12 protein-coding genes are annotated in these 14,184 nt (G+C 51.8%); 3 read left to right on the top strand and 9 right to left on the bottom strand.

What is annotated here, in order from left to right:
• Position 1: 1 nt before the first annotated feature.
• A complete protein-coding gene (locus JTN23_RS03710; RefSeq protein WP_247232486.1) occupies positions 2-1,213 on the top strand; it encodes a glycosyltransferase family 2 protein in 1,212 nt (403 codons plus the stop codon).
• A gap of 2 nt (positions 1,214-1,215) precedes the next feature.
• On the opposite strand, the gene JTN23_RS03705 is transcribed toward JTN23_RS03710, so the two are convergent.
• The 9 genes from JTN23_RS03705 to JTN23_RS03665 are packed head-to-tail and all read right to left on the bottom strand — an operon-like array spanning position 1,216 to position 12,720.
• Positions 1,216-2,388 (bottom strand): glycosyltransferase family 2 protein, encoded by a 1,173-nt coding sequence (locus tag JTN23_RS03705; protein ID WP_247232484.1) that lies wholly within the window; start codon positions 2,386-2,388, stop codon positions 1,216-1,218.
• 4 nt (positions 2,389-2,392) lie between these two features.
• Positions 2,393-3,268, bottom strand: a complete 876-nt coding sequence (locus JTN23_RS03700) for a glycosyltransferase family 2 protein (RefSeq protein ID WP_247232483.1) — start codon at positions 3,266-3,268, stop codon at positions 2,393-2,395.
• A gap of 22 nt (positions 3,269-3,290) precedes the next feature.
• Positions 3,291-4,577: an oligosaccharide flippase family protein gene (locus tag JTN23_RS03695; RefSeq protein ID WP_247232482.1), complete on the bottom strand. Its 1,287-nt coding sequence runs from the start codon at positions 4,575-4,577 to the stop codon at positions 3,291-3,293.
• 43 nt (positions 4,578-4,620) lie between these two features.
• The gene (locus JTN23_RS03690; RefSeq protein WP_247232481.1) at positions 4,621-5,862 is read right to left on the bottom strand and encodes a glycosyltransferase; all 1,242 of its coding nucleotides are present in this window, start codon (positions 5,860-5,862) and stop codon (positions 4,621-4,623) included.
• Positions 5,863-5,867: 5 nt separating this feature from the next.
• Positions 5,868-8,900 carry an SPOR domain-containing protein gene (locus tag JTN23_RS03685; protein ID WP_247232480.1) on the bottom strand — a complete coding sequence of 1,011 codons (3,033 nt, stop codon included), beginning with the start codon at positions 8,898-8,900 and terminating at the stop codon, positions 5,868-5,870.
• Positions 8,901-8,909: 9 nt separating this feature from the next.
• A complete protein-coding gene (locus JTN23_RS03680) occupies positions 8,910-9,629 on the bottom strand; it encodes a TolC family protein (RefSeq protein ID WP_247232479.1) in 720 nt (239 codons plus the stop codon).
• On the bottom strand, positions 9,626-10,834 hold the full coding sequence (locus tag JTN23_RS03675; RefSeq protein ID WP_247232478.1) for a sugar transferase: 1,209 nt from the start codon (positions 10,832-10,834) through the stop codon (positions 9,626-9,628). The genes JTN23_RS03680 and JTN23_RS03675 overlap by 4 nt, the downstream gene beginning before the upstream one ends.
• Positions 10,835-10,839: 5 nt before the next feature.
• The gene (locus tag JTN23_RS03670) at positions 10,840-11,232 is read right to left on the bottom strand and encodes a response regulator transcription factor (RefSeq protein ID WP_247232476.1); all 393 of its coding nucleotides are present in this window, start codon (positions 11,230-11,232) and stop codon (positions 10,840-10,842) included.
• A 33-nt stretch (positions 11,233-11,265) separates the two neighbouring features.
• Entirely contained in the window at positions 11,266-12,720 is a 1,455-nt protein-coding gene (locus tag JTN23_RS03665) for an O-antigen ligase family protein (protein WP_247232474.1), read from the bottom strand.
• 333 nt (positions 12,721-13,053) lie between these two features.
• Here JTN23_RS03665 and JTN23_RS03660 point away from each other — a divergent pair, with 333 nt between their 5' ends.
• Together JTN23_RS03660 and JTN23_RS03655 are read left to right on the top strand one after the other, a co-directional pair.
• Positions 13,054-13,425, top strand: coding sequence for an Hpt domain-containing protein (locus tag JTN23_RS03660; protein WP_247232473.1), 372 nt, complete (start codon positions 13,054-13,056; stop codon positions 13,423-13,425).
• Positions 13,415-14,107 carry a LytR/AlgR family response regulator transcription factor gene (locus JTN23_RS03655; RefSeq protein ID WP_247232472.1) on the top strand — a complete coding sequence of 231 codons (693 nt, stop codon included), beginning with the start codon at positions 13,415-13,417 and terminating at the stop codon, positions 14,105-14,107. Before JTN23_RS03660 ends, JTN23_RS03655 begins: the two co-directional genes overlap by 11 nt.
• Positions 14,108-14,184 lie beyond the last annotated feature (77 nt).

Genomic DNA, 14,184 nt, shown 5'->3' with positions numbered 1-14,184 from the left:
TATGAAACCCCTCCTCGAAACCCTCTTCTGGCTAGGAATCTTCCTGGTCGGCTACACGTATATTGGCTATGGTATAGTCGTGTGGCTGCTGGTAAAGATTCGTAAAGCACTCGGTATCAGCCAGCCCCAAATGAACGACCCCGACTACCTCCCGGAAGTAACCCTGGTAGTACCAGCCTATAATGAGCAAGCCTATATGGAGGCCAAGCTACAAAACTCGCTGGCGCTTGACTACCCTGCCGACTGCCTCCAGCTGCTATTCGTCACTGAAGGCTCCACTGATGGTACTACCGAGTGGCTGGAAGCGCAGCGAAGTAAGTACCCCAACCTAGCTATAATCGGAGGTAGTGAGCGACGGGGTAAAATTGAAGCCATGAACATGGCTATGCCGCAGGTCGCTACACCGCTGGTCATATTTACCGATGCCAATACTACGCTGAACCCACAGGCTATCCGCAACCTGGTGCGGCACTTCAAAGACCCGCAGGTAGGCGCCGTAGCCGGTGAAAAACGTATTGAGGTACAGAGTAGTGAGGCAGCCGCCGGAGCCGGCGAAGGACTTTACTGGAAGTATGAGTCATTCTTAAAGAAGCTTGATACAGAACTCTACAGCGTAGTAGGTGCCGCCGGAGAACTATTTGCCGTCCGTACCAGCCTGTACGGCCATGTCGAAAAAGACACATTACTGGACGACTTCGTAATTTCTCTGCGTATAGCCGGGCATGGTTATCGCGTCATCTATGAACCCGAGGCTTATGCCATAGAGCGCCCATCGTTCTCGATTGCGGATGAGCAGAAGCGCAAGGTACGTATTGCAGCGGGAGGTTTTCAGGCCATCAGCCGGCTCAAGTACCTACTCAACATATTCCGGCACGGCTGGCTTACTTTTCAATACGTGTCGCACCGGGCTATGCGCTGGGCAGTGGCCCCTTTTTGCCTACCCCTTATTTTCCTGCTGAATATACCTTTGGCCGTATTGCCTAAGTCGGGGTGGCTCCCTGACTCAGCCTATCAGTTGATACTCATGGCTCAGACCTGTTTTTATGCCGCGGCCCTGGCAGGCAATACACTCGAAAACCGTAAAATCCGCGTCAAGCTGCTGTTCGTCCCCTACTACTTCTCCTTTATGAACTGGTGTGCCATCCTTGGGTATATACGCTACCGGAAGGGTACTACATCGGGTATCTGGGAGAAAGTAAGAAGAGCCGAATAACCTTATTCGGTACCATGCGGAGTATGGATAAACTTCTTCTGTGCTTCGCCTATTTTAAGAATGGATTTGAAGAAACGGATGAAAAGAGCCGGTACCTGGCTGACCTCCCGCCAACCCAGCTTCTGCCGGAGTTCAGCGGGAGTAGCTATATAAAAAGTAGCCACAAGCATGGCCAGCTGAGCCGTCACAAACCACGACAGTACACTGAATCCCCACATAAGCCAAACCAGCAAGGTGGCTCCTACCAGGCCACCTAATAACATTACGCGTGGCGGGAGCATCGTTTGCAGAACCTTGTCAAAATAATCAATATTACCCTTAAGCAGGTGCAGTAGACCAGGCACAAAGTTGAGCCGCAGGTACTTGATCTGGGCCGCGATCCAGCGGGTTCGCTGCTTTTCAAATACGGCAGCATTCTGTACCTTTTCATCATAGCAGAGTGCTTCGTCCAGATATTCAATCCGGATACGTTGCTTGAGCAGACGCATCTCCAGCTCCTTATCAAATCCGCCAATGGCCTGGATCTCGCTCATCAGTCCTTTGAAGAGACTGAAGTCAAAGGCCATTCCGGATCCGATCAGGGCCGACGAAAGCCCCAGTACCCGGTGTCCTCTACGGAATATATGGTTGTTGATCTCCTCACTGACTGCATCCAGTATAGCCGTACCGGTATTGGTATTTTTAGCGGTTCGATGCCCCTGCACGACCTTCCACCCCTGCTCCATAGCCTGATTTACCCGATTCAGAAAGTCAGGGGCCATTACATTGTCGGCATCCAGTATAACCGCTATCTCAAACTGATCATCCAGTTGCTGCAAAGCCGCATTGAGTGCCTTAGATTTGGTAGAAGTTTCAAATACTACCTCTACCAGCTTGATGGGCAGAGCCCGTAGCTTAGCCAGCGTGGCAGGCTGAAGCGAATCCGCAATAACTACTACTTCAAAAAGAGACTTGGGATAACACTGTTCAAGGGCACGCATTGCGGAGTCTACGATTACTGCATCTTCCTTATAAGAAGGCAGAAAAACAGCCGTTTTGCGTAGTCTCCGGCTATTTCTGGGATGGTAGGCAGCAGGTTTTCTGAATAAGCCGGCAACGGCAAATACAAACAGATAGAGCGTTACGAATGCAGTAGCGCTAAAGAGCAGGTAAGCCAAAGCAGTGATAAATTCCATAAGATCAGTGGGTAAGGTGCCAGGTTACGCCCCGCCAGAAGGCAGACAGGTAGTCCCAGCGTTTTTTGAGGAGGTAGGTAAGACTATTTTTAGGAATTGAAATACAGGAAAAGAACATCAAACCGGCCATACGCTGCCAGCTTCGGTAATTGCGGCGTATAAACAATATACGGTTACGGGTCTGGTAGTATACTTTCAGAGTGCTTTGCTTTCCGGTCGAAACTGACTCCTTATGTAAGATCTCCGACTCGGCTACGTACCATACGCCAAAACCATCGCGACGGGCCCGGGCACACCAGTCCAGCTCCTCGTAGTACAGGAAGTAGGTATCATCCATGAGACCCGTCTTCTCCAGGACCGCCCTTGACACAAGCATGGCCGCTCCGTGTACGTAGGCCGTCTGACCGCTCCTGGAAAAGCTCCCGTCATCCGGCTGCCTGTGCCCGATAAAATGCCCCCGCCCGGTCAGCGGATTGATCTCCGTACTGCCGGCATACTGGATCAGGTTATCTTCGTAGTAGTACTTAATCTTGGGACTGACCATACCAATCTGCGGATCGGCCTCCATCCGCTCAACCAGTGGCTCCAGAAAGCCCGGAGGTACCTCGGTGTCGTTGTTCAGAAAAAGCAGGTACTTACCCCGGGCCTGGCGCACGGCCAGGTTATTGCCGCCGGCAAAGCCCAGGTTGGTACTACTCTTCAGAAAGTGTACTTCTGGGAAGATAGGGATCAGCTCATCCACCCCCTGCCGGGGGCTGGCGTTGTCCACTACCCATACCTCCACGTTGGGGTAGGTAATGTGGCACAGGCTACGGAGCAGCTCCGCCGTGACCTGCGGCTGATTATAGTTGACGGTAATAACAGATACCAGAGGGTGCATATATACGTAATGGGCAATTTAACTACGAGGCAGCCGACAGTACTTTACTTTCGGCCTCTGCCCCGGACACTTCACTATCAAATACACTTCTCAGAACCACTCCACCAAACACCACCCCAAGTACCACCGTACCGATCGTTACGACAGCCACCGGTACGGGATCAGCCCAGACGTGCAGGACTACTATATCTCCAATGATGTTGAATACGGCCATCAGTACCACCTTAATGGTATTGAAGCGGGGCCGCCCCAGGCTGTCGAGCGTGACGCCGATGAGCCGGTCGGCCGGCAGAAGGAGGCTGTACACCGCAAATACCTGCAGCAGAATAGCTGACTCACGGTAGGCTTCACCTCCCAATAGTACCACCAGGGGTTCGGCCAGGAAAAAGCACAGGACACTCACCGGCACCAGTACCAGCGTCAGTAGCTTGAGTTCTTTGAAGAATAAAGCTTTGGCCTGTTCCATGCTCTTCCTATCACCGTACTGCAGTTGCGAAAGCTGTGGGAGTAAGGTAGCCATGACGCTGCGGAGCGGGATCTCAACGATCTCGATCAGCTTGTAAGGCAGATTATAGGCAGCCACCACGGCCGAAGAAAGGTAATAGCCAATCAGGAAGGTATCGGAGCTTTTGAGAAGATTGGTACATAGCAGCGTGCCGATGGTGTACCGCCCAAAGCTCCAGAGCTCACGTACCTGCTGCATCTTGAAAGTCCTCAGTGCCTGCCAGTGCGTCCACCCGGCCGCAACGGCACCCAGCGAAACCAGCAGGTATAGTAGGGTCTGTACCCAGGCAATGCTTTCGAGCGACCAGTTGTACCAGAATCCCAGCGCTACAAATGCCAGGAACGGCAAGGTAAAACCCAGCCGCAGCCGCAGAATATGATCGAAGCGATTCTCGGCCTGCCGCTGCCAGAGTGCCACGCTGTAGGGCCAGGTAGCCAGCAGCAGCCAGGGTAGTTGTGGTAGCACCAGTCGCCATTCATCCGAAAGCTCTAGCCCCATCAGTCCTGCTCCCCCCAATAGTACGCTCACTAGTATGGTAAAAGCACCGCTGATGGCCCAGGCAGCACCGGTGTAGCGGCTATCGTGGGAGGCGGCGTAGTAACGCACCAGGGCCGTATGTACAAGCCCCGACCTGAGCATATCCAGGAAGGTCCATACCGCCAGGTACAGGATCCAGGTACCCAGTTCGCCTGGTGTAAGGATTCGGGCCAGCACCATCACCCCCAGAAAACCGGAGGCCGCACTGACACCCACTCCGACCAGGGAAAGCAGGCGGGGGTTATGGAGCAGAACTTTTAATGTCAAGAATACGGATAGAGTTAAGGGTTGATGCCAGTACGAGGGTATATTACGCTTGAGCTGCTGAGCCAAGCGCAGGTGATGAATGCCTGCCAGGGGTATGGATTACTTTTTCGATGATGGCCTCCAGCTCATGCGCACGCTCCTGCCACGAATGCTGCCGGGCCAGCGCCACACGCCTTTGCTCCTCCTTTTCAGATTTATCCTGAAGGGCTTCCTGCACGGCGGTTATGAAGCCTTCCTGCGTAGTAGTAACAGCCACTACCTCCTGAAAGGCCGCCAGTGGAGCAAAATCAGTACTAACCACGGGCAGACCGGCCGCCAGGTACTCATTGATCTTCATCGGGTATATGGCCTCGGTCTGCTCATTCTTTACGAAAGGGATCAATCCTACGTTGAACTGCGCCAGCAGGTACGGAAGCTCATGCGGGGCCTTCGCTCCGGTGAAGTGAACATTGGGCATGGCACTAAGTACCTTGACCGCTTCCTCTACGTGGGGCTTGTCATATACGATGCGCCCCACCATAATCAGCTTTTGCCCCAGCAGCTTTTGAGCCAGCTTGATCAGCAGATCGTAGTCCAGCCGGCTATCGATGCTTCCCACGTAGCCGATTACACTGGCAGCAGGCTTATCAGCAATGGGTATATATCCTTTCTGGAATTCGTTGAAATCAACTCCATTGTTGACTACGAAAGCTGGTTTGCCGTACCTCTGCTTACTCCTGAACAACCCATCCGACGAAACTATGATGGCATCTACCAGCTCCGAATATTGGACCTCAGACCGCGCACCGTGGTCTTTGGCCCAGGCGCAGGCACTTATTTCGTCGTAGCAGTAGTAGATCAGCGACTTCTCGCTCAGCTTCCCCGCGAGTGGTACGCCCAGAGAGGGATTGAAAGCATTGATCACCACCGGTGCTTCTATATGTAAGGTACTGTAGGCCTTCCGGATGGAGCGTAGTACTATACCTGCATTGAGCCTCTGTATAGCATCATAGAGCTTTGTGCTTTTCAGAAAATTGACCGGCAACACCGGGGGAGGTGTCAGCACATGCACGGTGGCATCACCTACCTGTACCTCCCGAAGCCGGCTGGTGAGCCCAAGCATCCGGGAAACGGGTACTGATGTGGTTTTGAACAGCCCCATGAGGGCGTCTTTCCAGGTATACTGGTAATCAATATATAGTATCCGGTGCCGCTGCGCCAGCTCCTCCATTAACTTAACGGTACTCTTGACATAGTTGCCCTCCCAGGAAGGGAAAGCTACACACACAATGTCATAGGCGGCCATAGGTACTACTCCTGTTTCTTGATTACAGAAGTTTTTATCTCAAGAATGAAGCCAATTGATTCAGCCTCGTCCTGAGCTACCTTAAAATTTTGGTAAGGACCAGCCGTTACGGTATAATATCCTCCCGGCTGCTGTGGGTCGTGAATTTTGGCACGGTATCCGCCGCCCATAAGGTCGCGCTGACGCAAAGCCGCATTGTTGCGGTCTTTGAAGCTTCCTGCCTGTATATAGTATACTGTTTTTCCCTCTGCCGCCGGTGCTTTTTCGGCCACAGGCTTCTCCGCTACGGGCGCTACCTTGGCCGGTGCCTCCCTAGCTGGTGCCACCTTAGTCGGTGCCGCTTTGGGCGGTGCCGCCTCACTAGCCACAGGCTCCGCTGGCTTTACCTCCAGGGGCTTACTTTCAACAGGTGCCGGAGCCGGGACCGGAGCCGCATCCCAGTCATCCTGGATAGCTGTACCGGCATCGGCTTCTACCAATGGCTGAGCGCTATCAATGGGTGCTATGCCATTTACGGACAACGAATCATCGCCCGCGGGCATGTTGCTCGTAGTCTCTTCGGTAGTTTGTGAAGAGTTATTGAACCAGTACAGCCAGAAGTTCTGTCCCTTGGCGTTAGGTGAGATCATCCACCATACCAGGGCAACCCCTGCGATGATTCCTATAAACATGGCTCCCCTTAGCAGCCAGTTCTGCGGCGATGATTTGCGACGTCGGTTACGTCTTTTCCTGGCTACCGACGCCTCATCGTCCGGAGTGGCCTGATCTGAATTATTCGGCCTGGGAGCCTCAAAGTCGTTTGGTTGTGATGTTAACATACCGGAGGTACTTGCATATAATAATTGCGTGCTGCTACTTTTCTCGGGGTGTTGATGAATGACTGACGTCGGAACCAGCAGATGCTTCAGCCACTGCCGCAAGGACGAACGATCACGAGGTACCTCGCCGATCAGCTCCTCCAACTGGTCGTGCCTGACCTGGTTGAGCAATAGCCCTACTGGCGCAACAGAAGTATCCAGGTAGTTCTGCAGCGCGTACCGGTCCGATGTATTCCAAACGGCGGTGGCATCGGCTACCAGTAGTGAAAAACCAGCCTGCTGTACCCATCGCGTTAGCAGAGGAAAATTAAGCAAAGCTGGCAACTCTACAAACACAAACTTCACCTGCTCCCAATTAGCAACGTACACTTGGCTCTGCAGCGTCTCCAGATCGCCCAGATCAGGCTGCCACTGATAGGTATACTCGCCAGTCGCCCCATTGGACTCTCCATCCGGGTTCAGCCAGAGGCTAAGGCTCCCCTCCTGTGTCAGTTTTCGTTGCAGCTTCCGCGCAAAATGACTTTTGCCCGTGCCCTCTTTTACACTAAAAACCAGAATCCACACCGGCTGCTGCTTAACAGCCATAGCCATGCGCCTGATCCGGGCGACACACTGGTTGAGGGTGCGGTCTTCGATGGTTCCGTAGTGGACATAGCTCTTGGAGGTATCTACCAAAGGCAATCCTCCCACAAAGGGAACACCAATCTGCTTTTCGGCGCGGGTAGGCCGCTTAAGTGACCAGTCAAAGTACTCTTTCCCGATAATATAGCTAATAATCAGCATAAAGCCAACCACAAATGCAGCGATGACCAGTATAAGACGCTTGGAAGGCTCGGGCTGCGCCGGAAACTTAGGCGGATCTATAACTTTCAGGTTGGTCGACAGCAGCAGGTTTTGTTCCCGGAGCTTACTTACGTTCAGGCCGTGGAGTATCTCGAGGTATTCTTTCTCGGCCACATTGATTTCCCGCTCCAGACGGCTCAGCCCTGATCCCAGCGGGGCCATCTGCTTGTAGTGCCGGCCGTGGTTGCGCTTGATGTCGCTCAGAACCAGCAGACGAGCTTCATTCTTATCCACACCAACAAAGGCGTCGATCCAGTCAGCGAACAGCAGCTTACTGGGTACACCATTCTTGGAGTTATTGGCATCGTACAGATCGGTAATACTCGAGCGAGCGCGATGCTCATACTGCCCGATCTGAGTCCTGAGCTTTTGGATATCGGCCTGGCTGCTTTCGGGCTGCACCTCCAGCATGGCCAATCGTGAGTTCAGGATGGCCAGCGTATCGCGCAGCGAGTGCATCGCCTGGTTTTTGAGCGCGATATCCTGCCGGATACTGAGCTTTCCTTCCAGATCTTTCAGAGCCGCCTTTGACGCCTGCAGCTCCGAGGTCACCTTCTGTATTTCCAGTTCTATTTCGCGGTCCTGCGCCGATATGCTGCGGGTTTGCTCATCGTAGTTGATGATGTTATTCTGGCTGGAAAATTCCTTCAGCTTATTTTCCGATCCGGCCAGCTTCTCAGTGGCCTTCCGTAGCTGCTCTTCAAAGTACGTGACTACATTACTGGTTTCGCTTACTTTCATGTCGCGGTACCTGCGCATAAATACCGAAGTGATCAGCTCTACCGTATGCTTTACTACGGCGGGGTCATTGGCTGTATAGGTGATCTTCACCATGTCGCTCGTTCCCTCACGGGCCACGGTCAGATTGGACATGATGCCCCGTACGCTGTAAGGCCCATTGTTCTTGTTAAGCAGCTGTTCGGCAATGATATTCTTGGGGATCTGGGAGTAGCGGTAGATATTCTCTACGGTCTGATTCAGCGAATTATAGTCTACTACTTCCTTGATGACCCGTTCGGGCAGTACCTGGTGAAGGTGGTTGATGGTTTCGTCATTGGCTACGCCCCTATCCGGCGCTCTCATCATCAGGTGGGAGGCCAGTAGCCTGATGCCTACCTCTTCCAGGTTGGTACGTGCCTTGATGGTATTGATCAGATTATCAAAGGCATTGTTAACAGCAAAATAGTCGATCCGCTGGTCGGCACCTGACTCCAGCGTATACCCTGACGCCAGACCCGTATACACCAGGCTATTGGCGGCATATTCGCGCTTGGTATGGCGGGTCAAAAAGAAAACCGCTATGGCCAGCGACGCCGGGAATAGTACCAACAGCCACTTATGATCCAGAAGGAGTCGTATAAACCTGAGTAAAGACATAGCGTATTGTTAGTATAGCTTCTGGCCGGTCAGCGTTTCTAGGACTTTTATATTTTCATATAAATACTGCTTGGCTACTTCATATTCGGCTGCGGCTTTGGAGGATATCTCTATGACACGCGAAAGCTCCGCAATGGCAATACTCCCTTCGGCAAACTCTTTCTCGGCCATCTGGCGGTGGAGCTGAGTAGTTTGCTTGGCTTCGCTCTTGATCCTGAGCAGGCCCTGGGCTGCCTGTACAGCATAGTACCTCGTAATCACTACCATTTCCACCTCCTGCTCCGAAGCCTCCTTTTTTTCGAGCGCCTCCTGGCTCTCGTATTCCGCCATTTTGATTTCACTCTTGCGGCCCAGCAGATCATAGGCCGACACCCGTACGTTGAAAGCCGCCCGGTACCCGTTGTTGAAGTTACGATAGGCATCGATAGTACCCGTAGGCTGAAGCATGATCAAGGCCTGGTTGCCCAGCCCCAGTTGCATATCTACGCCCAGGCCATCCATCCATTGCCGCTTTTTGCTTTGTACATTGTACAGGCTTTTATTCATATGTGCATCCTGCATACGTACCGAGGGCGCATGCCTGATGGCCATATCCACTACTTTCTTAAGTGGTGGAAGCGTAATGAACTGGCCCGCGGCATCATCGGCACCAGCCTGTGCCCACGCACCGGTTCCCATCAGACTCCCAATCAAGGCTACTGCCCATACGATAATACCCCTGCCTCTCATACATTTTCGGATTGTAGTAGAGCCGGAATGGTTTTCAGGATTATACTCAGATCCATCCGGAAGGAGAAGTTCTGCACATAGGTTATATCTAGTTTGATACGCTCCTCTTCGGACATCTCCTGCTTGCCCTTACCGCGCTTGGTTACCTGCCAGAGACCGGTAAGGCCTGCCGGTCCTGCAAATCGGAGGATATGCTCATCGGTAGTAAGCTTTTCGGCCTCGTAGAGGGGCAGTGGCCGGTTGCCCACCAACGACATATCACCACGGAAGATATTGTACAGCTGGGGCAGTTCATCCAGGCTGGTATTGCGCAGGAACCGGCCGATGCGGGTAATACGGGGGTCATTCTGAAACTTCATGAAAGCCGCCTTCGCTTCCTTCTCCTGGTGGTACTGTTTTTCGCATACCTGCTCACCGTCCAGAAACAACAGGTGGCTGCAGGTACCTCTATCCATACACTGGTCGCAGAGGGATATTTGCTTCTGGTCCGTTTTAAGCTCCTCTTTGTTGTACATGTTCAGGGAAGCCATCTTCTTGATGAGCTGATCCGCATCGGTACGCATGGTCCGGAACTTGTATAATTCAAATATCTTATAGCCAGCTCCTACCCGCTTCGACTTATATACCACCGGTCCCCGCGAATCCAGCTTGATCAGCGCGGCAATAATCAGTAGCAAAGGCGACAGAGCCAGCAGGGCGGCGCCCGTTACCGTCATATCCAGCGCCCGCTTCCAGAGGGGAGTCTGAACGTGCAGTACCGATACTTTCTCCGAAGCCTTCATGGCGGCATAGTGCTGCCGCTTCACAAAGTAGTGCAGGCGGATCATCAGGTCACCGCGGTCAAAATTGCTCGGAAACACATCGTCCACCTTCATCCTCCTGGCTTCTCTTAACATCTCTGGCGTAATTTTATTTACGGTCAGGATGGTAGGGATCTTGCGCAGCCAGGGACTGTTATGGATGGCCTCCAGCAGGGGTTTACCGCCTGCATCCAGGCTGGCAATTACTGCGTCGGCGGGGTAGTGGTCTTCAAGCATCTTGAGCGCATCCACCATATTATCGAAATACTCGATCTGGAGCTGATCACCAAAGCGCTCGATAAACTTGATGCTTTGCTCATAATCTTTATTAAGATACACTACTCTTAATAAAGCTGGCATAACCGAAACACCTTTAGATGCCGAAAGGGTAGTAGCTGTCTCCATAAGCGTTAGTATGAATAGCGATTGATACGTCTTAGTATAGCATTGACCTTCGCCACTACTTCCATGGGGTTAAATGGCTTAAGCATAAAGTCATCAGCTCCCAGGTTGAGACACTGAATCCGCTCACTGCTCTCATCTGTTCCTGACAGGATAATGATAGGAATGTCGTTGTACAGGTTGCTGGCCCTTACCACTCTTACAAATTCCTTCCCGTTCAGGTTGGGCATGTTCAGGTCGGCAATGATCATATCTACTTTATATCCCTCTTCCAGCCAGGCCATACCTTCCATTCCATCGCTTTTGGTAACAACCTGAAAATCTTTCCGCAGAAAATGCTCCAGTACTTTGCTGGTACTGGGCTCATCATCTATGATTAATAGGCTTTTGGGGGAGTTCATAAAGTATAGTAGGGAAATAGTGTTATTCTTTGATTAATGCTTCAGTTGCTGTAAAAGCAGGGGTGGCTCCTGCACACGCGTATGGGTTGGAGTACTACTCTGTGTAAGCAAATACAGGAAGGCAATACTCATGTACATTACGGTACCCGTCGGGATCTGGCCCAGTACCTGGTTTCCGTAGCTGGCCACAACAATACCCGTTACACCGGCGTATAGCGCCATTAACTGCTGACGGGTAGGTATATGGGGCATATTCCAGATTTTGATAAAGAAATAGCCGAGGAAAAACAAGAGCATGCCCAGGTGCAGTATCAGCCCTATGATGCCTGTTTCGGCCCAGATCTTGACGTACCAGCTGTCAGTGGGAGTCTGCGCCAGCAGGGTATTGGGACTAAACCGCAACCCCCAGTAACCGGCAGAGCCAATTCCTCCCCCTAAGGGACGAGAGGCCAGGTAAGTACCTAGTTTCTTCTGATTTTCAAGCCTGACCAGCAGCGACGGATCATTAGGATCAAGGGCGCTCCGCATACGCTGTATCTGATGGTTGCTCTGACCGATATGGGTAAACTTCAGCATTCCAAATACCAGGGCGGCGGCAAGTCCTCCCACGATCAGCAGCTTGAAGTTGCGCGCCAGGAACAGATACGCGGTGAAGCCAGCCAATGGCACAAACAGGGCGCCCCGGGTACCGGATATCAGCATACCATAAAAGCACAGCAGGCACGTTACCAGGTAGAACAGGCGCTTTCGGACCGGAAAGTCCCCAATAACCATAACAAGGCTTGCCAGCCCCGCGTGAGCCATAGCGGCTCCATACTGCCCCGCATCTGAGTAGAACGAGAACACCCGCAGCCGCCCATGCAGCACATGGGTGGAGGCGTTGCCGGCATTGAGCCAGGCCTGCTCTGCCGCATCTACTCCAAAAAAGAATTGCTTCATACCATATATGGCGGCCACGCATGACCACCCAAACCAGATCGTTATGAACCAATTAAAATGCCCTTCATTATCCATCAGCTCCATAACCAGCCACACCGTCAGGATCAGGTACAGGGCCACCCCACGCATAGCATAAAACCAGGCAGCCATACTACGGGCCTCGGGATTGGCTATTTCAAGTATACAGTACGCCCCCCATACCAGGATCACCGCCAACACCGGATTGCGGCGTAGCGATGGCCACTGCCGCGTTTCGAACCGGCGGAAAAACTCCGCAACCAGCGTCAGTACCAGCAGGGCATCTACAGAGAGTCCTATCGGTGCTGATACGTAGCGTGTCAGTCCGATAGCAATAAAAGAGATCACCAGTACCGAATACAGCCCTACTACCGGCTGCCTGAACACCCACACCGTATATCCTGTGGCAATCGGTAAGCCCAGTAAAGCCACCACTGCCAATAGTTGCCCTTTAGCAATAACTGCCGCTAGTGCCAACACCAGCACCAGCATCAGTAAACCATGAAATACATGACGCAAGCCAAGAACCATAGTTGTTTTCGACTAAGTTGGCATAAATAGATACCCTGCTGTCTTATGGCATGGTGAGGAGTTACCCAATACGCGTACTAGTACTCTTTCTCTGTAGGCCGCTAGTAGTATTCCCGTTGAGCACTGACTTACTATCCACCCCCCAAAGAGCCTTTTTTGCTAGTCACTCCTGGTTATATCCTATTATTTCTGCCAGGGTACCTGCTACAGCCCAGCATACCTACGTGGTAGAGCAATAATGCTGCCAATTTTGCCCCTGAGTAATATATCACCCGGTGGACGTTGCTCTTTCATAAATCATTTTTGTACTTTGCTTCCGAAAAGTTTCACGATATGGTCCCAATACAGTTTCCTGATGCCCTTGATAATACCATTCTGCAAGAATTATACGCCGACGATGTCAACTATGCTACATTGATGTTTGAGCTTTTCCTGTCGGAAATAGTCCCCCAAGTATATGAGCTTAAACAGGTTGCGGAGCAGCAGAACTGGCCTCTTTTCCGTCAGATAAGTCATAAGATCAAGCCTACCTTTGGAATGGTAGGTATCACTCAGATGGAGCATTGGTTCGACAAGCTGGAAGCAGCCCAGGACTTACAGAGTGCTACTGAAATAATTGATGTAGTTCATACTAAATTGGCTCAGGTTTTGCCGGTTATACACTCAGCCCATACTCATCTAAAAAGTCTTCAGGATGAAAATTAATTGTTTGATTGTGGATGATGAATCAATGGCCCGTCAGTCGCTGGAGCGCCTATGTTCAAAAAGACCAGAGCTGCACATTGTCCACGTATGTGCCAGTGCTCAGGAGGCGTTGCCCATGCTGGAATCCCAAACCATTGATCTGTTATTTCTGGATGTAGAGATGCCGGGGCTAACCGGCCTGCAGCTGCTGGACCTGCTCCCGTATACGCCACAGGTGATCCTGACTACCTCCAAGACCGAATATGCCTTTGATGCTTTTCAATACCAAGTGGCTGATTATATAAAGAAGCCCATTACCTTACCCCGCTTCAACCAAGCGGTTGATAAGATCATTGAAACATTACGGTCTGCGGCTGCCTCTCCGCCCGCCACCAACGATATCTACGTGCGTATCGATGGCCGGTTTGTGCGGCTGCCTTTTGACGATATTCTGTATATAGAAAACACCGGCGATTACGTCAAGATACGTACCACTGCACAGACTCACATCGTCCATACTACCATGAAGAACCTGGAAGAGAAGCTGGATACGCGCCGGTTTATGCGGGTACACCGGACTTTTATCGCCAACCTGAGCCGGATTATTGATATCGAAGAAAATACGCTGGTTATTGCTGATAAAGTCATCCCGATCAGCCGCGCCAACAAGGCAGAACTTATGAACCGCCTGAATATTCTGTAAATATTCAGGCTCAGAAACAGCGGTATTATTGCTCATTCCTGCGCTACATCCCTCTTTCACCTCCCAAAAAGTTGAGC

The sequence above is a fragment of the Telluribacter roseus genome (assembly GCF_017355915.2).
In the GTDB taxonomy this organism is placed as follows: domain Bacteria; phylum Bacteroidota; class Bacteroidia; order Cytophagales; family Spirosomataceae; genus Telluribacter.
Note: the sequence above shows the minus strand (reverse complement) of the source record. Positions and strands in the feature narration are given on the sequence as shown.